The organism is Fibrella aestuarina BUZ 2 (assembly GCF_000331105.1).
GTDB lineage: Bacteria > Bacteroidota > Bacteroidia > Cytophagales > Spirosomataceae > Fibrella > Fibrella aestuarina.
In genome coordinates this window covers 66,647-86,943 of the sequence record NC_020054.1, presented here as the reverse complement: position 1 = coordinate 86,943, position 20,297 = coordinate 66,647, and the positions used below count along the sequence as shown (strand labels likewise).

Here is a 20,297-nt window from a genome sequence, read left to right as displayed (position 1 = left end):
CGATGTCGGTTCGGTGAGTCTTGTTCTACAGCCTCAGCAAGGAGGTCCCCATTCTGGAATAACGTACCTGAAAGACAAACCGCCCGACCAGCATGCTGGTCGGGCGGTTTGTCTTTAAACCAATCTTTAAACTAGCCTCTACGTAAACTCCGATCGTTGCGGCTGTAGGCAAACAGGCCAATGACCGCCGTGGCGACGAGAGCTGTCACAAGCACTTTGGTAGCCAGACCTGTTGGGTTTACCTCCAGATCGGCTTTCATGCCTTTCTCTTTCGGGATGTTCGGCACTGTGCCGCGCATCAGGTCGTCGATGATGCCTTCCACCACGTTGATCCGGTCGGCGACAACCAGCGGGATCCAGTGCATCAGCCGCGATTCACTGTGCGTGAAGGCATACCGGCGCAACATACCGCTCAGGCCCGAGGGCGGCGCAACGGTGCCGTAGACGGCACTTAAATTCGGGCGCTCGTTGGAATGGAGAATCTCCACGGTATCAGCCTGTTGTGTGGGCCGCTGCCAGGTATATCCTTCCTGCTCCACATCCGTACGGGGATCTTTGATCGGGTACGTTGGGTCATTTTTGGGGTTTATGTCGACACCCCAGCCGTTGATATGCGCAAATTTGGCCGCCATGTCGCGCCCACGAGCCGCGTTGTTTTCTTCGGCCTGCTGCTTCTTTTCTGCTACGCTTTCCATACTGTTTGTGTTTAGATGCCAGCTTTGGGCGGAATGAGCACCGGTTTGATGCAGTTGTCTAGTTTATCCGAGAAAATGTGGTAGCCCTCGGCCACTTCCTCCAGCGGGAGGCGATGCGTGATCAGGGCTTTAGGGTTCAGTACACCACTCTGCACGTGTTCGATCAGCCGGGGCAGCAGGCGTTTGACACCCGTTTGGTTGGCCCGGATGGTGATGCCTTTGTTCACGACGTTGCCAATAGGCACCATGTTGCCGGTGGGGCCGTATACACCCACGATCGACACAATCCCTCCTTTTTTCACGGAATTGATGGCCCAGTGTAGTGCCGTGGCTGCGCCCGCCTGGAGCAGTGCCTGCCCCGTCAGCTTGTGCATGATGCTACCGCTGGCTTCGGCGCCCACGGCGTCAATGCAAACGTCGGCGCCCAGCCAATCGGTGGCTTTTTTCATGAACAGTACCACATCACCGATCTCGTCGAAATTGTACACCTCGGCGGGCGCGTAATTTTTAACGAACTCCAGCCGGTAGTCAACATTGTCGATGACAATCACGCGGCCAGCTCCGAACAGCCACGCACACCGCGCCGCCATAATGCCAACCGGCCCCGCGCCGAAAACCACGACTGTGTCGCCCGGCTGAATACCACCCATTTCGGCGGCCTGATAGCCCGTCGGCACCACGTCGCAGAGCATCACGGCGTCTTCCACGTCCATGCCGGGTGGAATCACCGTCGGGCTGACGTTGGCGTAGGGCACCCGCACGTATTCGGCCTGCCCGCCGTCGTAGCCGCCCGCCGTATGCGAGTACCCGAAAATGCCGCCTACTGCCGTGGCCTCGGGGTTCGATTCGTGGCAGTTGCCGTAAAGGCCCTGCTGGCAGAACGAACACTTGCCACAAGCAATGTTGAAGGGCACCAGCACGTGATCACCGACCTTGAGCTTGTGCACCTCGGAGCCGACTTCTTCCACGATCCCTGTAAACTCGTGGCCAAAGGTGGTGCCCACGCGGGTGTCAGGTACGTTGCCGTTGTAGAGGTGCAGGTCAGACCCGCAGATGCAGGAGCGCGTTACCCGGACGATGGCGTCCTCCGGGTGTAGGATTTCGGGCATCGGCTTCTGATCCATTCGGACCCGCCGTGGTCCCCGATAATTCATGGCTAACATAGGGAAGTTCGTTTATTGTGCTTTCTGGTAACTACTGACAATTAATAGACTAACCCTATAGGCTTTTTTCTGTTTGAGCTGATTCTCCTTTACTGAGAATATGGCCCCGCTGCCGAGTCTGCGTGCGCGTACAGCCTGCGTGCCTTGTCTGACAGCCCGTTACTGTTTTTCTTGCCCTGCTTTGGTCAGATAATAAGCGATGTATTGGTTGTTTTTATAATTATCCAAATAAGGTTTGTTGAATTTCAGTAAACGCCGAATAAACTAGCTGGAAAAAGCTTTTTCTGTTGTAGATTGAAACCACAACAAGACCGTCAGTATCAGCCTGCTTCACGGATAATCAGAATACAACCTGTTCTTTTTTACACGTCAACATTCCGTATGCAACTCAATCGCCGCGACTGGCTCCGGGCTGGTCTGTTGTCGGGCTTAGGCATTGCCTCGGCCCCTGCTGCCTATTGCGAACCCTGGCTTGACAGCCCGGTTACCCTGCCGCCGGGCGTTGTGCCACCCGGTGGCAAACCCGCCCTGAAAGCCCGTTTGCTGGCCAACGAAAACCCCTACGGCCCGTCGCCCAAGGTGTTGAAAACCATCACCGAAGCGGCACCTGATGGCTATCTCTACGCCATGGAACACGCCAGAACCTTCCGGGCGATGGTGGCGCAGCGGGAGAACGTACCTGAAGAATGCGTGCTGCTGGGGGCCGGTTCGGGTGAGTTGCTGAGCGCAACCGCCATGTATTTCGCCTACAAAACCCCGGCGGGTAACAACCTCGTTTACCCCGACCCGACGTTCGACGCGCTGCCCCGTGCGGCGATCAAGCACGGTATGGTGGCCGAAAAAGTACCCCTCGTAGCGGCTGATGGCTACGACCAGAATCTACAGAAAATCAGCGAGCGGATTTCGGGCAAAACCAGCCTGGTTTATCTCTGCAACCCCAATAACCCTACGGCCATCCTGACCGATCCGGCCAAGCTCCGCAGCTTCATCTCGGCCACGGCCGACAAGACGCCGGTGTTTGTTGACGAAGCCTACATCGACTATGTGAAAGACCCTGTAGCGGCCAGCATGGTCGATCTGGTGCGGGCTGGCAAGAACGTAATCATCAGCCGGACGTTCTCGAAAGTGCACGGCTTTGCGGGCTTGCGCATTGGCTACCTGCTTGCCAAGCCCGAGATGATTGCGCAGATCGCGCCGTTCTCGCCCAACGGTGGGGGGCTGAGCATGACATCGTTGCGGGCCGCGATGGTGAGCTTCAACGACCCGGAGTTTATCAAGTGGTCGCTGGGGAAAACCGCCGAATCGAAAGCTTTTCTGGAGCAGACGCTCAAAAAAGAAGGCTACACGCCGCTACCGTCCGACGCCAACTTCATGATGTTCCCGATTCGGATGAAGGGCGAAGACTTCGTCGCCAAAATGATGGATCAGGGCGTAGGTATCCGGCAGTGGAAATTCGACGGCCAATACTGGTGCCGCGTCAGTCTGGGTACGTTGCCACAGATGCAGGCCTTCGCCGACGCGCTGAAAACGATATCGTGATTCGTTTCGAGTGTACAGTTTTGAGTTTGTTAGCGCTTGAGCAACTACGTGCGTCAGCCAACTCAAAACTGTACACTCAAAACGCCAAACACATTAAAGCTCCTTGCCGCAATGGGGGCAGCGGGGGGGCATTTTGCGGTAACGGATGTGCTCGTTGAAGCCCGATACCAGAATACTCGTCGGCAGGGCGAACAGGGCAATGCCCATCACGGCCGAAACGCTTGCCAGCGTCTTGCCCAGTGCCGTAACCGGGTGAATGTCGCCATACCCGACCGTAGCCATGGCGTTGATCGCCCACCACATCGTCGCCGGGATGCTGGAAAACACCGTGGGTTGAGCCGGGTGCTCCACGTAATACATGATGCTCGATAGGATAATGAGCATGAACACGATCATGGCGAGGCTCAGCAGCAGTTCTTCTTTCTTGTCGCGCACAACGCTCAGGATCATCCGGTAGGCGTGAGAGTATTTCGAGACGCGAAACAGCCGGAAAATCCGAAAGAGCCGCAGGATACGGACGATGGCCAGATCGGTGGCAAACAGCGTGACGTAGAACGGCGCAATGGCCAGCAGATCGATCAGCGCGCTAACCGACAGCATGTACTGGATTCGCCCCCAAAACCAGTGGTGGTAGCGGTCGTTCTCGACGCATACCCACACGCGCAGCACGTATTCGACGGTGAAAAACAAGACCGAAAACAGCTCGAAGTCGATGAACAGCCGGGCGTATTTCTCGTTGATGGCCGGTACCGTATGCAGGATAATGGCAATGGCATTGAGCGTAATGATCGTGATCAGGACGATGTTGAACACCAGGCTCACGCCCCGCCGGTTGCCGGCCGAAGTTTCCAGAATACGATACAGTGTACGGCGCATGAGGCAAAAATAAGGAGTGAACGGCTGAAGGAGTACGAGACAGCGTCGGGGAGGTTGTCGGGCACTCCTTCAGCCATTCCCTTACTCGGCTCGCAGGGCCTCGACCGGGTTAGTCAGGGCGGCTTTGATGCTCTGGTAGCTGACCGTCAGCAGGGCAACCAGCACGGCCAGCCCACCCGCCACGGCAAAGAGCCACCAGTCGAGTGCGGTGCGGTAATGATAATCTTGCAGCCAGCGGTCCATCATCCACCACGCTAGCGGCATCGCAATCAGGATGGCGATTACGACCAGCTTCAGGAAATCGCGGTTGAGCAGGCTGACCAGGCTGGGGATGCTGGCGCCCATCGCTTTTCTGACGCCAATCTCTTTGGTGCGGCGTTCGGCCATAAACGTCGCCAACCCAAACAGGCCCAGGCAGGCAATGACAATGGCCAGGACGGCAAACACGTCGGCCATACGCCCAATGGACTTCACCCGATCAAACTTGCGCTCAAACTCCTGATCGACAAAGGTCAGCTCAAACGGGAAAGCCGGATTGTGTCGTTGAAAAATGGCGCGGGATTTTTGAATAGCCACCTGCGTGGGCAGATTGGGGTTAAGCCGGTAATGCAGGTAATCAGACCCGTAGTTGCCTTTGACAAACATGGGCGGGATTTCGTAGAACGGAGACCCCCAGATAAAATCCTTGAAAACGCCCACAATCCGATAGGAGCGGTCGCCATTCCGAATTTCCTCGCCCAGTGGATCTTTAAAGCCCATAATCTTGGCGGCGGTTTCGTTGATAAGGCAGGCGTTTGAGTCGGCTGGGTACGTTCGGCTGTCGAGGTCACGGCCGGCCGTGAGCGTCAGACCCATCGTTTTGACGTAGTCGGCGGGGGAGCCAATCTGGTCGAAGGTGATTTTGCTGCCTTCAGGTTTGCCGCGCCAGCTTAGCCCCCAGGTGTTGCTCGAATTCTGGGCGATATGCCCACTCGCTTTGCAAACGGCTGTGGCCACATTCTGCTGCAACAGTTCGGCCCGAATGACATCGTAGTTTTTGCCGATATCGCCCACTATCGGTGTGTAAACGAGCTGGTTGCGGTTATACCCCATATCGCGCTCCTGCGTGTAGCGGAGTTGCCGTTTCACCACCACCGTGCAGATGAGCAGCGTCACCGTAATCACAAACTGAAAGACCACCAGCATCTGCCGGGGCGTAAGGTTGCCACGGCCCAGATTGATGCGCCCTTTCAGCACCCGGATCGGCTGCATTGCCGATAGGAAAAAGGCGGGGTAGCTACCGGCCAACGTACCCGTCAGTAAGACGAGGGTGAGGCAGCCCAGCCAGAACGAGACGCTACCGTACGGAATGCTCAGCTGCTTGTCGATAAGCAGATTAAGGCCGGGCAGTGCCAGCTGGGCCAGTACAATCGCCAGCACAAATGCCCCCAGCGTGAGCAGGAGCGACTCGCCCAGGAACTGCCCCACCAGCGCCGAGCGGTTGGCGCCCACCACTTTTCGGATTCCCACTTCGCGGCCGCGTTTTTCGGAACGGGCCGTACTGAGGTTCATGAAGTTGATGCAGGCCAGCAGCAGAATAAACAAGGCGATGTAGCCCGCCAGCCGCACATAGACGATGGCCCCGCCCGCCTCGACTCCGTTGGTGAAGTTGCCGTAGAGCCGCCACCGCGCCGACGGGTACAGAAACACTTCGTTGTCTTCGTCGCCCTTCGAATGCCGGATCGTAACGTCGCGGATTTTCTTGTTTACCGCCTCCAGCGAAGCCGACGGCGCCAGCTCGACATAGGTGCGGTAGGAGTTATTTCCCCAGTAAATATCGTCGTAGCCGTAGGCCGTTTTGATGAAGGTCCAGGGCAGCAGCATCTCGAACGCCAGCTCGGTGTTGGTGGGTGGGTCCTGAATGATGCCGCCCACGATGAAGTCAAACTGGTTGTTGATACGAATGAGCTTACCCATCGGGTCGGCGTTGCCAAACAGTTTCTGGGCCGACGACTGGGTCAGTACCGCCGATTTGGGCGTGCTGAGGGCTTTCTTCGCATCGCCGCGAAGGAGTGGGAAGCTGAAGATCGTCAGGAAATCGGGATCGACGAACGGCGTTTTCAACGATACCTTTTTATCGCCGTGGGCGGTTAGGTACGTGTCGGCCCAGCTAACGCGGGTCGTGGCGGCAATCTCCGGGTATTCGGCTTTCAGGGTTGGGCCTAGTGGCGCAGGCGTTGTGTACCAGCAATGGACACTGCCTTCGAAGGTGTTGCGGTTATAGGCTTTGTAGATACGGTCGCCTTTGGTGTGGAACTGCTCGTAGCTGAGCTCATCCACAATCATGAGGGCCATCAGCAAGGCACAGGCCATGCCAAGGGACAACCCCAATACATTAATAAAACTCTGCGTGCGATTGCGCCACAGCGTTCGGAGGGCGATGGTTAGGTACGAACGAAGCATAAACGAAACAGGGTACGTGTCTTAAGCCGCGCACAAGATACAGGCCATATTGATAACCTGTTGAGGCTCAAACGGGCGTTGCGGGCGGCGTGTCCGATTTTGGACAATACACGGGTTGCCTGCCCGCACGCCCACAGACCACGTCCGGCGTTACGCGCTCGTTTGGGGCAGGAACACCGAGAACGTAGCCCCTTTTCCCAACTCACTGGTGGCAGTAATAGTACCGCCGTGATTTTCAGCCACGCGCCGACACACCGAGAGCCCAATGCCGGTACCCACAAACTTGTTTTTGCCGTGTAGCCGCTGGAACACCTCAAAAATCCGTTCGGCATGCTGCTGATCGAATCCGATGCCATTATCCTGCACGTCGATTTGCCAATAAGGCTGGTTTTGGGCCAGATGGGCGGGAAGGTGGGCCGGGTCGGCGGGCCGACAGCTGATTTTGATGTGCGGATGCTGACCGGCCGGCTGAAACTTCAGCGCGTTATTCAGCAGGTTCTGGAAAACCTGTAGCAACTGCACCGGCCGCCCCTGCACCGTTGGCAGCGGGTCGATTGCGATGGTTGGCTGCGTCGACTGGATACGGAGGTTGAGGTCATTGAGAGCTTCGTCGACCAGCCGACTTAGGGAAACGGAGACGAACGGTTCTTTTTCGGTTGATAGCCGGGCATAATTGAGCAGGTCATGAATAAGTCCCGACATGCGCTTGGCGGCGCCCTGCATCCGCGCCAGCAAATCGATCGCGTTGGTGTCGAGCTGCGTACCGTACTGATCAGCAAGCATTTGCCCAAACGACTGCACTTTCCGAAGCGGCTCCTGCAAATCATGGCTGGCAATGTAGGCAAACTGTTGCAGGCTCTCGTTGGAGCGGGTCAGCTCGCGGTTCATCTGCTCCAGCTGCTGTTGCTGATCGCGCAGCCGCGTTATGTTGACGAACGTGAACAGCACGCCATCGTCCTGTTTTACATAATACCCGTCGAACGTGCCTTTGACGCCAAACTGATCATAATCGAAGGTGTTTTCGACGGTCTCGCCCGTGTTGGTTACGTGTACGAGCGTACGAAACAGGTCCAGCGTCTGGTAATTCGGAAAGAGCGTCGATACCAGCTGCCCCGTCATCTCGTCCACCGACCGGTTGGTCAGGGTGGCGTTCATCTGGTTGGTCAGCAAGTACCGGAAATCGACGATCGTACCGGCTTCATCGCGCACGGCCTCCATCAAAATCATACCCGATGGCGAATGATCAACAACCCGCTGAAGGAGTTCGGCCTGCGCCTGATTCCGTTCGGCCGCCAGATGAATCTCGTGCGTGTCATAAAACGACATCAGCAGGTTGTTGCCCACGCGCGAGACCGAGACATCCATCCACCGTTTGAGCGAGGGGTGCAGAACCTCCCGGCGAAGGGGCGTATTCGTCAGAAAAACCTGGGCAAATAAGTCAAAATGCTTATCGGTCTTGAAGCCCGGCACTTCGTCGCTAACCAGTTTCCCTACCAGTTGATCGGCCGTCTTATTGAGGTAACGAGCCGTGGCGGGATTGATAAACACATACCGGAAATCGACAAGCTGACCAAACTCGTCCCAGACGGGCTCCCAGAGCGAATTAGCCGAAGCCGTATGCTCGACAATAGCCCTAAGTAGCTCAATCTGAGTTGCGTTACCCGATTGGGCTGGCGTTGTTCCGGGCGGAGAGGCGTAGTCAACAGATGCATTCATGACAAAAGAAGAAGTTACGGAAGTAGGTAAAGATACACAATTTGAGTTCCCGATTATTCCTCAAACGCCAACTTCCGTAGTGCATCCAGATGGATATATTGCAAAGCACGCTCATGCGTGCAGGACAGGAGCACGGGCGGTGCCACACCAGCGTCGTGGGCTTCGCGCCAACGGAGCGCACACAGGCACCAGCGGTCGCCGGGTTTAAGGCCCGGAAACTGAAAGGCGGGCCGGGGCGTGGTCAGGTCATTGCCCCGCGACCGGGTAAAGTCCAGAAAAGCCTCGGTCATGATGGCGCAGACGACATGGCGCCCTTCGTCCTGATCGTCGGTACGACAGAAACCATCGCGGTAAAATCCCGTGAGTGGGCGGGTACAGCAGCAGGTAAGGGGACCACCCAGTACATTTTTAGGCATAGCCGAATGTAGGTTAATGGGTGGATAAGGTACCAAAAAAAGCGGTTGGCTGGCCAGATTCAGCCCTGCGCGCGGCCATCAATCGGCCCGTAAGCTCACTACCGGGTTGGCGCGGGCGGCCCGCAAGGTCTGGTACGAAACCGTCAGCAGGGCGACGAGTGCGGCCAATGCCCCGGCTCCGGCGAATAGCCACCAGTGGAGGGGCGTTTTTTCGGCAAACCCCTGCAACCAGCGCTCCATAATCCACCAGGCCACGGGTGTAGCTATGAGAAACGCGACGCCAACCAACTGCATAAACTCTTTGCTGAGCATGGCCACAATACCGGCCTCACTGGCCCCCAGCACTTTCCGCACGCCGATCTCCTTGGTGCGGCGCTGGGCCGTAAACGCCGCCAGCCCAAACAGCCCCAAACAGGCGATAAAAATGGCCAGCCCCGCCGCCAGACTGAATAGCTGGCTGTATTGCTGTTCGGTCTGGTATTGTTCGTTGTAGCGTTCTGGCACGAAGAAATAATCGAACGGGTTGCCCGGAAAGCTCGCTTTGTAAAGGCGCTCCAACTGGCTCAGCTGCTCAGGTACGTTGCCAGCCGCCAGCCTGACCGTTAGGTAGTTGTTGTACGCCCTCGGAAACAGGATCAATGGATCAATCGGCGTTTTGGGCGACTGGTGCCGGTAGTTGCCCACGACGCCAACAACCTCATAAGTATTGTCGCCCCAGACCAGCAACTGCCCCACCGCTGCCTTGGCCGACGCAAACCCAAGATCGAGCGCGGCTTTCTCATTGATCAGGGTCGGGCTGCCTTTTTCATAGTCGGCCGCCAGGTGAGTCGGGGTGAAGTTCTGCCCAGCCAGTAGGTTGATCCCGAACGTAGGCAGGAAATGGTCATCCGCAAAAATTACATTGTAAGTCTTCTTGCCATCATCGGGGCGAGGGTTCTGCCGCGTGATCCCCGACGAGTTGAAGTTGTAAAAGTTGCCGGGTACACTGCCCGTATTGCTCCAGGCTTCCACAAAGGCCAGCTGGGCCACCTGTTGCTGAAAGGCTGTTCGGCGCGCCTTGAAGTCGGGCTGCTCTTTGCCTACCTCGGGTCCGCGAATAGTCAGCAACCGGTCGAGGGTCAGTCCCAGTGGGCGTTGTTGCAGGAAACGTACCTGCTGAAACATCACCAACGTAACCACGATCAAGGCAACGGCAATGCCAAACTGCACCACCACCAACGACTGCCGCAGCCAGGCGCTACGCCCCGGTGTGTGGCCATTGCCGCGCATCATATCAACCGGGCGAAGTCGGGTGAGCGCAAAGGCAACGTACCCACCGCTGACCAGGGCGCCCGACAGGAGTGCGGCTAGCCCCCAGAACCAAAGCCCTACGTCGCCTTGCCGCCCCAGCAGCAACGTACCCAGGCTCAGCTGTTTGCCAATAAACTGGTTGAACAGCGGCTGCACCAGCGATAGCAACAGCATACCCAGCCCCAGGCCCAGCGCATTGATCAGCAGGGATTCGGCCAGTAACTGCGCCGCCAGCTGGCCCTGCGTGGCGCCCACCACTTTCCGGACGCCCACTTCTTTGGCGCGGGTCAGGGCGGTGGTGGTGCTTAAGTTGACGTAGTTGAGCCACGCAATCAGCATGATTAACAGCGCCAGCGCACTCAGTAAGTACACAAACCCAAGGCTGCCAATTGTGGTGAGTGGGTCGTTGAGCGAGCGCCCGAGGTGTACGTAGGCCGACGATTGCAGGCGCACCGTCACGGCATCGTCGTCGGGCTTTTTGCTGTGGTAAAAGTCGTTCAGCTTTTTCTCCAGCGCTTCCGGGTTGGTGTTGGGTTTGAGCAGCACCACCGCCTGCAAGAAATTGGCGTTGTAGGCCGTGGGGTCGGCCCAGTCGTTGCCGTTTCGGTTAGCGGGGTTGGCCAGCGTCTGCAACGAATAAAGCAGGTCGTAGCGGATATCGGAGTTGTCGGGCATATCGGTATAAACGCCCCCGACCGTAAACAGCAATTTGCCAAACTGGCTGCTCAATGTGATGGTCTGACCCAGCGCCGAAGCGGTACCGAAGTAGTTACGGGCGGTGCTTTCCGACAAAAACACTACGTTGGGCTGGCCGAGGCTAGCCGGGTTGCCACTCAGGACCGGGAATGAGAACAGCTGAAAAAAGCTGCCGTCGACCATCGCCGCGTTGCTTTCCCGAAAAACACTGGGGGTGCCAGCGCGAGGCTGTTGAACGCTTACGATACCGCTGGCCGCCCCCGTAACCACCCGACAGGTACGTTCAATATCGGGTAAAGCCGCCTGTGCATCAACCGTAAACCCGCCGGGGCTAAACTCCGACGTTGGGCCGGTTTTTTCCTGGAGCAGCACCCGATAGAGGCGGGGCAGGTTGGTGTGAAACTGATCGACACTGCGCTCAAAAGCAACATATTCCCAGATAATCCCGAAGGCAGCGATGCCCAGGCCCAGCCCCGCCGCGTTGATGATTGCGAAGGTGCGGTTCTTGCGCAGGTTACGTAGAGCGATGGTTAGGTAATGGCGGAACATAGGCTTGGCGGCTGGCCGGGGTAAACGTTTGTAGGAGGAGCGGTGGCAGACGAGGTAGGATAGACAACCACTGTGCCAACTTACTTAACCGTGTGTTTGGCCAAGATAAACCAACCGCGCCGCTTTTGCATGTCCGAAAGCGGACAACGACTGTCCGGCCTGACCGCGTTCCCACTTGGTTACTTTGAGCTACCGCTCAGTATATTCTAATTAATCTACTATTAATTGATTGATACATTTATGTCTCATTTTATTTTTATTGTGTCATTGATTCGTACTATCGCATGAATTCTAGTATTCTCGGCCGGCATTTATAGGTTTACTGAGTCCGGTCAGGGTAACCGTCTAGTATATTAAGTGCCTTTTTTACGAACAGGCCCATTTGTTTTGAGCACCTTAGAAGCGCAAAGCAAGTGTCTGTTCGGTAAGCGTTATCTCGTCTCAAGTTATGAATCCATATCCAGCTTTCTTTTCAGCACTTGGCCTCTTCCTGACCGGATCCGGGCTAGTGTACGCACAAGCTGCCAGCCCGGGCGATAGTTTGCCCACGCGCCGTTCAACGGTCGTGATACGGCAGTCGGGTCAGGGTAATTCGGCAACGGTTATTCAGTCAGGCAACGGGCAAACCACTACCACAATCGTCAATACGAATGGGACCAACACCACGACTGTGCAACACGATGGTCAGTCAAGCGTAACGATCGATCAGCAGGGAGATAACGACACCCAACGTGAGTCGGACAAACGGAAAGCCAAACCCCGTAAACTGAACGACTAACCGCGCTAGCCAACCTCTCTATGAAGAAAATTGTACTTACCGGCAGCGCTCTGCTGGCGTTTGTGGGGGCGGCCTGGGCCCAGAACTCAGCCACCCTCAACCAGAGCGGCACCTACCAGACAGCCGTCCAGCAGCAGAGCGGCAACAACCAGGTGTCGACCATCAACCAGAACCAGGGGGCCGGGGTGAACACGGGCAACTGGGCGGGCACTTTCCAGACGGGGACGGTGACTAACACGGCCACCATCAACCAGCGGACGGGCTCGCAGGGCAACCGGGCTGCAGTCGGCATGGTGGGCGGCTCGGGCAACGTGGGCACCATCAACCAGAACGGGGGGGCGCTGGGCCTTAGCGGCGGAACAAGCACGGGCATTCAGGCGGGCATGACCAACGCCGTGGGTGACGGCAACTTCGCTGGTGTGCTGCAAGCCGGTAACACCAACACAGGTACGGTTAGCCAAAACAACCTCAGTCAGAAAAACCAGGGTGAAGTCTGGCAGAATGGGGATAACAATACTAACACCAGCATTACCCAAAGTAATAACTCAGTTAGTAATGAGGCCCTCATCTTGCAGGGATTCACGTCGGCCGGTGGGGTTGGAACAGCCAGTAACGGTAATCAGGCCTCGATTACGCAGCAGGGTAATTCGGCGGCGGCCGGCAGTTCGTTCAACGAAGCCGCTATTCGGCAGACAGGTAATAGTAACCAAAGCACCATCGATCAGAGCGCGACGGCAGCAGGCGGGAGCAGCCGGTTGAACCAGGCCGGAACCGATCAGTCAGGCAACACCAACGTGGCTACGGTCCAGCAGTTAGGCGGTCCCACCAACGACTCGGAAACCAACGCTGCCTTAATCAATCAGACAGCTAATGGGAACCAGGCTGCTGTGCAGCAGAACGGTGGTAGTAATGGAAGCAGTTCAACCAACGAGGCGGCCATAACCCAAGCCAATACAGGTGTAGGCCATCAGGCCTCTATTTCCCAGAACGACAACAGCCGCCAGAACAAAGCCACTCTCGATCAGCAAGGTGATAGCCAACAGGCTACCAGCGTGCAGAACGGAGGCGCTCAGGGTAGCAGCGGCGAAAATACGGTGACGATCAGCCAGAATGGCTCAGGGAACTTGGCAACTAGTGAGCAGAGCAATGACAGCCGCCAGAACCAGTTATCGATTACGCAGGATGGAACGTCCAATAGTGCTATGGTCATGCAGAATGGCGGTACGCTAGGAGCCAGCACAACCAACGAGGTTACGGTTGAACAGACTATCGGCGGCAATCAGGCGATTGTCAATCAAACTAATAATAGCTCAGCCAACGCGGCTACCATTACACAGAGCGGCACAGGTAGCCTTCCTGGGTTTACCGGTAGTGAACGTGGGTTTGCACCGACCGGTAATCTGGCCACTATCGATCAGTCTGGCGGCGCACAAGGCGCCAGTAGTAACAATACAGCCGATATAAATCAGTTAGCCGGCGACCACACGGCGTCGGTCAGCCAGGGTAACAACAGCCAGAGTAACGACGCCGGTATCAGCCAGAGCGGTTCGTCTCAACAGGCAACTATTTTACAGGTTGGCGGTACGCTTGGTGCCAGTGCTGAGAATTCGGCCACCATCACCCAAATAGACGCCACTAACCAGGCCTTCATCACGCAGACGAATTTTAGCAGCAACAACAGCGCGACCATTGAGCAGCGTGGCTCGGGGCAGCAAAGTGAGGTGAACCAGTCGGGTGGTGAAATCGGCAGCAGCGCCGACAACCAAGTGTTGGTCAACCAATCGGGCACAAACCAGATCAACGCCATCGTTCAGGCTAATTACAGTCAGCATAACACGGCTACCGTTACGCAATCGAATGACGGGAACAATAGCCGGGTCGAGCAGCAAAATGACGCCACCTACAACACAGCGACAGTTACGCAAAGCGGTGTTCAGGGAGTCGCCAACATCAGCCAGAACAACGGGCTGCACTATTCACAGGCCACCATTCTACAAAGCGGGCTGCAAAACGAAGCCTACATCCTGCAAGAGCGGGGTGGCGACGGAGATGCCAGTGGTACGGGGAATCGGGCGACCATCGACCAACTTACCTCAGGTATGCTGAACTATGCCTCGATCCGGCAGGGTGACCAGTTGGGCGGCGGGATTTACAATGACAATACGGCCACGATCACGCAACGCGGCGACAACAATACCACCCGAATCTGGCAGCTCGGAAGCGGAAATACGTTCACGGCCACGCAGACCGGCAGCAACAACGAAGTTCGGGGGCTGGCCGGTAGTATCTATGGCGAGGATAACGTAGCCAAACAGATTGGTAACAATAACTCGCTGACCATTATTCAAACGAATGCACCGGGTACAGGTGGCTACATTCAGAATATCGAGCAGGTGGGCAACAACAACGTCAACGTGATCATTCAAACCAATAACTGAGTACCGTCAACTGCTAGTTCTGGCGGTTGAGTATGCCTTTACCTTCTAATCCTAATCACATTTCGGATATATAAATCGGCGTTTACAATGAAAAAAGTTATCCTTACCGGCAGCGCTCTGCTGGCGTTTGTGGGGGCGGCCTGGGCCCAGAACTCAGCCACCCTCAACCAGAGCGGCACCTACCAGACAGCCGTCCAGCAGCAGAGCGGCAACAACCAGGTGTCGACCATCAACCAGAACCAGGGGGCCGGGGTGAACACGGGCAACTGGGCGGGCACTTTCCAGACGGGGACGGTGACTAACACGGCCACCATCAACCAGCGGACGGGCTCGCAGGGCAACCGGGCTGCAGTCGGCATGGTGGGCGGCTCGGGCAACGTGGGCACCATCAACCAGAACGGGGGGGCGCTGGGCCTCAGCGGCGGGGCTACCCCTCCACCGGGTGCCGGCTTCGATCAGGCCGTGGGGGATGGTAACTTCGGGGGTATCCTGCAGTTAGGTAACACCAACACGGGGGTAATCATCAACCAAAATAACCTCAGCCAGCGGAATACGGGAGAGATCTACCAGAACGGCGACAACAACGCCAACACCACCATCAGCCAGAGCAATAACTCGGTGGGCAACCAAAGTATGATTCTACAGGGCTTCACCAGCCGGGACGTAGCGAGTCAGGTTAGCAGCAACAACCAGGCGACGGTGGAGCAGAACGGAGACGGGACGCTGGCAGGCAGCAGCAGCGGCAACCGGGCCGACGTTCGTCAGTTGGGAGAGCAGCATGTGAGTACCACTCAGCAAAATGGGGGCAGCGGTGGCAGCAGCATCGGTAACACGGTGAGCGTGGACCAGTCGGGTTTTGGCCAGACAGCAAGCGTTCAGCAGAACGGGACGGCCAACGGCAGTTCGACGGGCAACACGGCGACGGTGGTACAGTCGGCGTTCACCAACCAGGCGACGGTGGAGCAGAACGGTCGTAGCGAGGGCAACACGGCGAGTGTGACCCAGCAGGGCTCGACGGGCGGCGAGGTGCCGACGCTGATTGGCGGGGGCAACACGGCGAGTGTGTACCAGAACGGCGGCGTAGCGGGTTTGAGTGCGGGCAACCAGGCCACGGTGAGCCAGGACGGCGATCAGCACACGGCCACCGTCTACCAGGGTGATGGTACCGGCGGCGGTACGTTCTCGTCGGAAGCTAATACGGCGACGGTAACCCAAACCGGCCAGACGCAAACGGCTACTATCTACCAGCAACCAGGGGCGGATGGATCGTCAGCCCTTAACACGGCTACGATTACGCAGTCAGAGGTGGAGAACACGGCAACCATCTCACAGAACAATGCCTCTGTGAGTAACAACGCTACTATCCTGCAATCGGGCAGCGCGTCGGGCGTAGCGAATAACGCATCGATCAAGCAGAATGACCTGAGCCTTGGCCAAACGGCGTTGGTTACGCAGGCGGGAACGAATCTGTTTGCCAACGTGGAGCAAAACGGGATCACGGGTGGCTTCACTAGCTCTGGCAACTCAGCAACGGTGACGCAGACAGGCGATTTCCACACGGTGTTTGCCGAACAAAATGCGGGTGGTAACGGCGGCAGCATTAACAACCAGATCACGATCACACAGGTGGGCGTGACTGGAGCGCACAACGCTGAAGTAAGCCAAAGCGATGCCAGCGGCTTCAACCAGATCACAGTCGACCAGTCAGGAACGAGCCAGCAGGCTTTCGTCAATCAATCGGGGGTAGCTTTTGGGATAGCAGCGGGTAGCTTGGGCAATCAGGCGGTTGTGACGCAGTCAGGTACGTCGAACTTCGCCGACCTGTACCAGACGGATGCTGCTCAGGATGGTGTGATTACCCTGACCCAATCGGGGAACAGCAACAGCGCTCAGCTCTATCAGGTAGCCGGCGTAACCAGCAACACGGCGACGGTCGAGCAGAGTGGTACAACTGGCATTGCGGCCATTCAGCAGATCTACGGATCGGATCAGGCCAACGCCACGATTCTGCAATCAGGAACGACCAACAACGCCCAGATCTACCAATACCAAGGTACCGGCAACTCGGTCGTGATTGACCAACTGACGACCGGAACAAACAACTACGCCGAAATCTATCAGGGTGATGATAGTTTCGCTCCGGATGGATCGGATTTCAACACGACGACGGTCACGCAACGCGGCACGTTCAATACAGTCCGGTTCGATTTGATCGGTGATAATAACACAGCTACCATGTCGCAAACGGGCCGGGGTAACCTGATCCGTGGCGTCGCAGGTACGTCGCCATTTAGCGGTTACGCTGGTCAGTATGGCAACGGCAATACGCTGACCATTACGCAGGTGAGCGATGCGGCTGGCCCTGGTCAGACGGCCAGCGTTTATCAGGCTGGTAACAACAACACGACGACGATCACGCAGACCAATAATTAGTAAGCGCGTATCGTCGGAATTAGCAGATCGCCCCGTTGGCCGCTTACGCAGGTAAGATGTCGGCGGGGCGATTCACGCGTTCAGGTACGTTACCTGCCTTCTAGTAAAAAACCCCCTGAACATACCGGCAGAAGGCTGGCTTTTAATCGGCCAAACTAGTAGATTTATCGGATGAAAAAATTGATCTTTTCAAGCTGGTTTGGCTTGCTGGCTCTCGTGTCACAGGCCCAGACAGCACCCACGTCGGAGGCGTTCTGGGGCGGGGCGCTGCCCTCGACCGTTACGCAGCAGCAGGCGGTTCTGGCCAGCCAGGCGGCAACAGGAGCGAGCGCTGATCTGGTAACGCTGTCGCAACGCGGCTCGGGGAATCAGGCGTATTACCGGGCACCGGCCGGTAATCAGGTGGCCATGATTCAGGATGGCGATGGCAATTTGCTGAACCTGTCGCTCAACGGCAATCTGAACAACTACCTGCTCGAACAACGGGGCAACGGCAACACACTGACACTCGACGGGATGCAGGGCGATAAGCTCAACGTGCAGGTACGTCAGGCGGGTAATGGTAATGACCTTCGGCTAACCGAAAATTCACTCATCAACGTTGGCAGTACCGCCAGCCCGATCCGGATCGAGCAGACGGGCGGGGCGCGGGCCGTGATCACCAGTTCTTACTTCTCGGCGCAATGAAGCACCTGTATGTACTCATTTGGCTGCTGACGTTTTTGGCGCTGCCCACTCTGGCGCAGGACCCCGACGTGTACGGGATGATCGACCTGGAAGGTGCGCTTCGCGAAGAAGCCCTGAACGAGCAGGGGGCCGGCACCGAGAGCCTGTTGCTCGACAACACCCGCAGCAAGGTTGGCCGTGATTTTTACGACGCCTTTTACCGGGCCTATCAGGAACTGACGCCCACCGGCGATCAATTGTCGGGGCAGCTGGCGCCCAACGCTACCCTCCTCAACCCCAGTGATACGGCTCAGGTGAAGCTCCAGAAGCCCCTTGAATTTGAACTGAATCTATTCCTGATCTCGGTCGATGAACTGCCCGCCAACTCGGGTATTGGCAGCATCATGTCGGTGTCGATCAATGACGAACTGATTTTTCAGCAGGTCGTCCAAAACCGGATCGACACGATCGAAGAGCTGGCTGGGTACGTTGCTCAGGCGGTTCGGGAGTACGTCGATAATTATGCGGCCACGCAACGAGATCTGGAGAATGAAGACCTGCGCGGTTCGGGCGTGTACTAGCCCCCAGCCACGGCGGCGATCGCTTATCTAACTAGTTGGCCAGTGACCTGGCACCAAACCTCTTATGACTAAACGATTACTCTTAACAATGACCCTGCTGGGGCTGCTTACCGTAGGGGCCAAAGCGCAGGCCTTTGTGTATCACCCCTACAACCCCGCGTTTGGTGGCAATACGTTCAACTATCAGTGGATGCTGAGTTCGGCGCAGGCGCAGGACAAAACCAAAGACCCCGCCCAGCGCAGCTCATCGAGCCTGACCAACCGCACCAGCACCTCGTCGCTCGACGATTTCTCGACTAGTTTGCAGCGCCAGATCCTGAACCGACTCAGCCAGAAAGTCATTGGCAATCAGTTTTCAGAAGATACCCTGAAGGAAGGCACCTACCAGTTTGGGGATTTTCAGGTGACCATCACCAACGCTACCGATGGCGTGCTGATCCGCATTGTGGATGGCAAAGGCGGCGAAACTACCGTAACGATTCCGTACTTCTGAGCTAGCTGGCTCTAACCGACAATGAAACTGAATTACCGGGTACTGGCCAGTCCACTGGCCGTTGGTACGCTGCTGTGGCTAGCAACCGGCTGCACGGCCTACTTTCATCAACCTACCGGCCCGCGGCAAGCGCGGCTCGGCGAAGAAACGGCCATTACGGCCAACCTGCGCAGTCTGCCACCCGCCCGCGACAAAATTGTGGCGGCGGTCTACAAATTCCGCGATCAGACGGGGCAATACAAGCAAAGCGACGTAGGGACAAGCTTCTCGACCGCCATTTCGCAGGGTACGACCAACATTCTGTTGAAAGCGCTGGAGGAGAGCAACTGGTTTACGCCCATCGAGCGCGAAAACGTGGCCAACCTGCTCAACGAGCGCAAGATTGTGCGGTCGAGTGTGGCGCAGTATAAGGAAGGGGAAAACCTGCCGCCGCTGCTGTTTGCCGGGATTATCCTGGAAGGCGGTATCGTAAGCTACGACGCCAACATCATCACGGGTGGTGGCGGCCTGCGCTACTTCTCGGCCGGTGGCTCCACGCAATACCGGCAAGACCGCGTGACGGTGTACCTGCGGGCGGTGGCGACGCGCTCCGGCAAGATTCTGAAAACGGTGTATACCTCAAAAACGATTCTGTCGCAGACGATCGACGCGGGCCTGTTCAGGTACGTTAGCTTCAAACGGCTGCTGGAAGCCGAAACAGGGTTCACGACCACCGAACCAGGCCAAATGGCCGTTACGGAGGCCATCGAAAAAGCCGTGTATTCGCTTATCGTGGAAGGCATTCAGGATGGGTTGTGGGCGGTATCGGAGAAGGCAACGGCCCAGACCAAGCCCCTGCTCGATGGCTACGCGAAAGAGAAAACCGAGATGAGCCAGATCAACGTGTACGGGATGAACATGATGCAACAACCCGCCACGCGTTTCTCGGTGCAGCCCTATGCCGTAGCACAACGATTCTACGGCGATTTTGCCCAGCGTAGCCTGCAACCCGGCTATGGCCTGTCGGTAGAAGGCTACATCACGCCCGGTGTCGGCATTCAGCTAAACGCCGGAACGGGGCAGCTGAGCATCAACGATGTTAATCAGACATTCAGCAGCCTGAATGCCAGCGTGCTGTTCCGAACGCTGCCCTATCAGAAGTTCTCGCCGTTGCTGGCTGTTGGGGGCGGCATCATGGGGCAACAGTCCATCGGGCGGTTATTTGGCAACCAGACTCGCCGCTTTGCCGAAGTAACGGGCGGGGTTGGTGTGCAGTATACGGCAAACCGCTACATCGGCGTGCGGTCGATGCTGGAAGCGCATATGCCGTTCAGCGATGAACTCGACGGCCGCAAGGCGGGCGCTTACAACGATTATTACCTGCGGGGTACGTTGGGCGTTACGGTCAACTTCGGTCGATTCGGCCGCGCCAAAACGGTCACCGCCACCCCCATAACGGCTCCCACACCGCCGCCAACTCCCACTCAAACGAAATAGTCAGTGGTCGGGCTGGCTGGCTCTAAACAGCCGACGCCTGCCGATAAACC

At 57.1% G+C, this 20,297-nt stretch carries 15 protein-coding genes; 8 read left to right on the top strand and 7 right to left on the bottom strand.

The window, feature by feature from the left end:
* Positions 1-131: 131 nt before the first annotated feature.
* Both FAES_RS00375 and FAES_RS00370 read right to left on the bottom strand, forming a co-directional pair.
* A complete protein-coding gene (locus tag FAES_RS00375) occupies positions 132-695 on the bottom strand; it encodes a hypothetical protein (RefSeq protein WP_015329189.1) in 564 nt (187 codons plus the stop codon).
* A gap of 11 nt (positions 696-706) precedes the next feature.
* Positions 707-1,858 (bottom strand): zinc-dependent alcohol dehydrogenase, encoded by a 1,152-nt coding sequence (locus tag FAES_RS00370; RefSeq protein ID WP_041257299.1) that lies wholly within the window; start codon positions 1,856-1,858, stop codon positions 707-709.
* Between the two features lie 381 nt (positions 1,859-2,239).
* On the opposite strand from FAES_RS00370, the gene FAES_RS00365 reads away from it, so the two are divergent.
* Positions 2,240-3,397 (top strand): pyridoxal phosphate-dependent aminotransferase, encoded by a 1,158-nt coding sequence (locus tag FAES_RS00365; protein WP_015329187.1) that lies wholly within the window; start codon positions 2,240-2,242, stop codon positions 3,395-3,397.
* A gap of 93 nt (positions 3,398-3,490) precedes the next feature.
* Here the strand turns inward: FAES_RS00365 and FAES_RS00360 are convergent, their stop codons facing one another.
* From FAES_RS00360 to FAES_RS00340, 5 genes are all read right to left on the bottom strand, one after another.
* Complete coding sequence (locus tag FAES_RS00360) at positions 3,491-4,273, bottom strand: ion transporter (RefSeq protein WP_015329186.1); 783 nt, start codon at positions 4,271-4,273, stop codon at positions 3,491-3,493.
* 81 nt (positions 4,274-4,354) lie between these two features.
* Positions 4,355-6,715, bottom strand: a complete 2,361-nt coding sequence (locus tag FAES_RS00355; protein WP_015329185.1) for an ABC transporter permease — start codon at positions 6,713-6,715, stop codon at positions 4,355-4,357.
* A 150-nt stretch (positions 6,716-6,865) separates the two neighbouring features.
* On the bottom strand, positions 6,866-8,431 hold the full coding sequence (locus FAES_RS00350) for an ATP-binding protein (protein WP_015329184.1): 1,566 nt from the start codon (positions 8,429-8,431) through the stop codon (positions 6,866-6,868).
* Between the two features lie 53 nt (positions 8,432-8,484).
* Complete coding sequence (locus FAES_RS29465; protein ID WP_015329183.1) at positions 8,485-8,847, bottom strand: DUF2237 family protein; 363 nt, start codon at positions 8,845-8,847, stop codon at positions 8,485-8,487.
* Positions 8,848-8,925: 78 nt separating this feature from the next.
* The gene (locus FAES_RS00340; RefSeq protein ID WP_015329182.1) at positions 8,926-11,382 is read right to left on the bottom strand and encodes an ABC transporter permease; all 2,457 of its coding nucleotides are present in this window, start codon (positions 11,380-11,382) and stop codon (positions 8,926-8,928) included.
* A gap of 448 nt (positions 11,383-11,830) precedes the next feature.
* Here FAES_RS00340 and FAES_RS00335 point away from each other — a divergent pair, with 448 nt between their 5' ends.
* The 7 genes from FAES_RS00335 to FAES_RS00305 all read left to right on the top strand — a co-directional run bounded on the left by FAES_RS00335 (position 11,831) and on the right by FAES_RS00305 (position 20,247).
* Positions 11,831-12,160 (top strand): hypothetical protein, encoded by a 330-nt coding sequence (locus tag FAES_RS00335; RefSeq protein WP_015329181.1) that lies wholly within the window; start codon positions 11,831-11,833, stop codon positions 12,158-12,160.
* A 20-nt stretch (positions 12,161-12,180) separates the two neighbouring features.
* Positions 12,181-14,598 (top strand): beta strand repeat-containing protein, encoded by a 2,418-nt coding sequence (locus FAES_RS00330; protein ID WP_015329180.1) that lies wholly within the window; start codon positions 12,181-12,183, stop codon positions 14,596-14,598.
* Positions 14,599-14,685: 87 nt separating this feature from the next.
* Positions 14,686-17,031, top strand: a complete 2,346-nt coding sequence (locus FAES_RS00325; protein ID WP_015329179.1) for a beta strand repeat-containing protein — start codon at positions 14,686-14,688, stop codon at positions 17,029-17,031.
* A gap of 171 nt (positions 17,032-17,202) precedes the next feature.
* On the top strand, positions 17,203-17,718 hold the full coding sequence (locus FAES_RS00320) for a hypothetical protein (protein ID WP_015329178.1): 516 nt from the start codon (positions 17,203-17,205) through the stop codon (positions 17,716-17,718).
* On the top strand, positions 17,715-18,278 hold the full coding sequence (locus tag FAES_RS00315) for a hypothetical protein (RefSeq protein WP_015329177.1): 564 nt from the start codon (positions 17,715-17,717) through the stop codon (positions 18,276-18,278). The genes FAES_RS00320 and FAES_RS00315 overlap by 4 nt, the downstream gene beginning before the upstream one ends.
* 64 nt (positions 18,279-18,342) lie before the next feature.
* The gene (locus FAES_RS00310) at positions 18,343-18,771 is read left to right on the top strand and encodes a curli production assembly/transport component CsgF (RefSeq protein ID WP_015329176.1); all 429 of its coding nucleotides are present in this window, start codon (positions 18,343-18,345) and stop codon (positions 18,769-18,771) included.
* Between the two features lie 21 nt (positions 18,772-18,792).
* Entirely contained in the window at positions 18,793-20,247 is a 1,455-nt protein-coding gene (locus tag FAES_RS00305) for a CsgG/HfaB family protein (protein ID WP_015329175.1), read from the top strand.
* Positions 20,248-20,297 lie beyond the last annotated feature (50 nt).

Excerpts from the sequence above, each read along its gene's own strand:
- FAES_RS00320 (WP_015329178.1), top strand. The coding sequence starts at position 17,203 with ATGAAAAAATTGATCTTTTCAAGCTGGTTTGGCTTGCTGGCTCTCGTG.
- FAES_RS00355 (WP_015329185.1), bottom strand. The coding sequence starts at position 6,715 with ATGCTTCGTTCGTACCTAACCATCGCCCTCCGAACGCTGTGGCGCAAT.
- FAES_RS00335 (WP_015329181.1), top strand. The coding sequence starts at position 11,831 with ATGAATCCATATCCAGCTTTCTTTTCAGCACTTGGCCTCTTCCTGACC.
- FAES_RS00325 (WP_015329179.1), top strand. The coding sequence starts at position 14,686 with ATGAAAAAAGTTATCCTTACCGGCAGCGCTCTGCTGGCGTTTGTGGGG.
- FAES_RS00315 (WP_015329177.1), top strand. The coding sequence starts at position 17,715 with ATGAAGCACCTGTATGTACTCATTTGGCTGCTGACGTTTTTGGCGCTG.
- FAES_RS00310 (WP_015329176.1), top strand. The coding sequence starts at position 18,343 with ATGACTAAACGATTACTCTTAACAATGACCCTGCTGGGGCTGCTTACC.
- FAES_RS00365 (WP_015329187.1), top strand. The coding sequence starts at position 2,240 with ATGCAACTCAATCGCCGCGACTGGCTCCGGGCTGGTCTGTTGTCGGGC.
- FAES_RS00330 (WP_015329180.1), top strand. The coding sequence starts at position 12,181 with ATGAAGAAAATTGTACTTACCGGCAGCGCTCTGCTGGCGTTTGTGGGG.
- FAES_RS29465 (WP_015329183.1), bottom strand. The coding sequence starts at position 8,847 with ATGCCTAAAAATGTACTGGGTGGTCCCCTTACCTGCTGCTGTACCCGC.
- FAES_RS00370 (WP_041257299.1), bottom strand. The coding sequence starts at position 1,858 with ATGTTAGCCATGAATTATCGGGGACCACGGCGGGTCCGAATGGATCAG.
- FAES_RS00350 (WP_015329184.1), bottom strand. The coding sequence starts at position 8,431 with ATGAATGCATCTGTTGACTACGCCTCTCCGCCCGGAACAACGCCAGCC.
- FAES_RS00305 (WP_015329175.1), top strand. The coding sequence starts at position 18,793 with ATGAAACTGAATTACCGGGTACTGGCCAGTCCACTGGCCGTTGGTACG.
- FAES_RS00340 (WP_015329182.1), bottom strand. The coding sequence starts at position 11,382 with ATGTTCCGCCATTACCTAACCATCGCTCTACGTAACCTGCGCAAGAAC.
- FAES_RS00375 (WP_015329189.1), bottom strand. The coding sequence starts at position 695 with ATGGAAAGCGTAGCAGAAAAGAAGCAGCAGGCCGAAGAAAACAACGCG.
- FAES_RS00360 (WP_015329186.1), bottom strand. The coding sequence starts at position 4,273 with ATGCGCCGTACACTGTATCGTATTCTGGAAACTTCGGCCGGCAACCGG.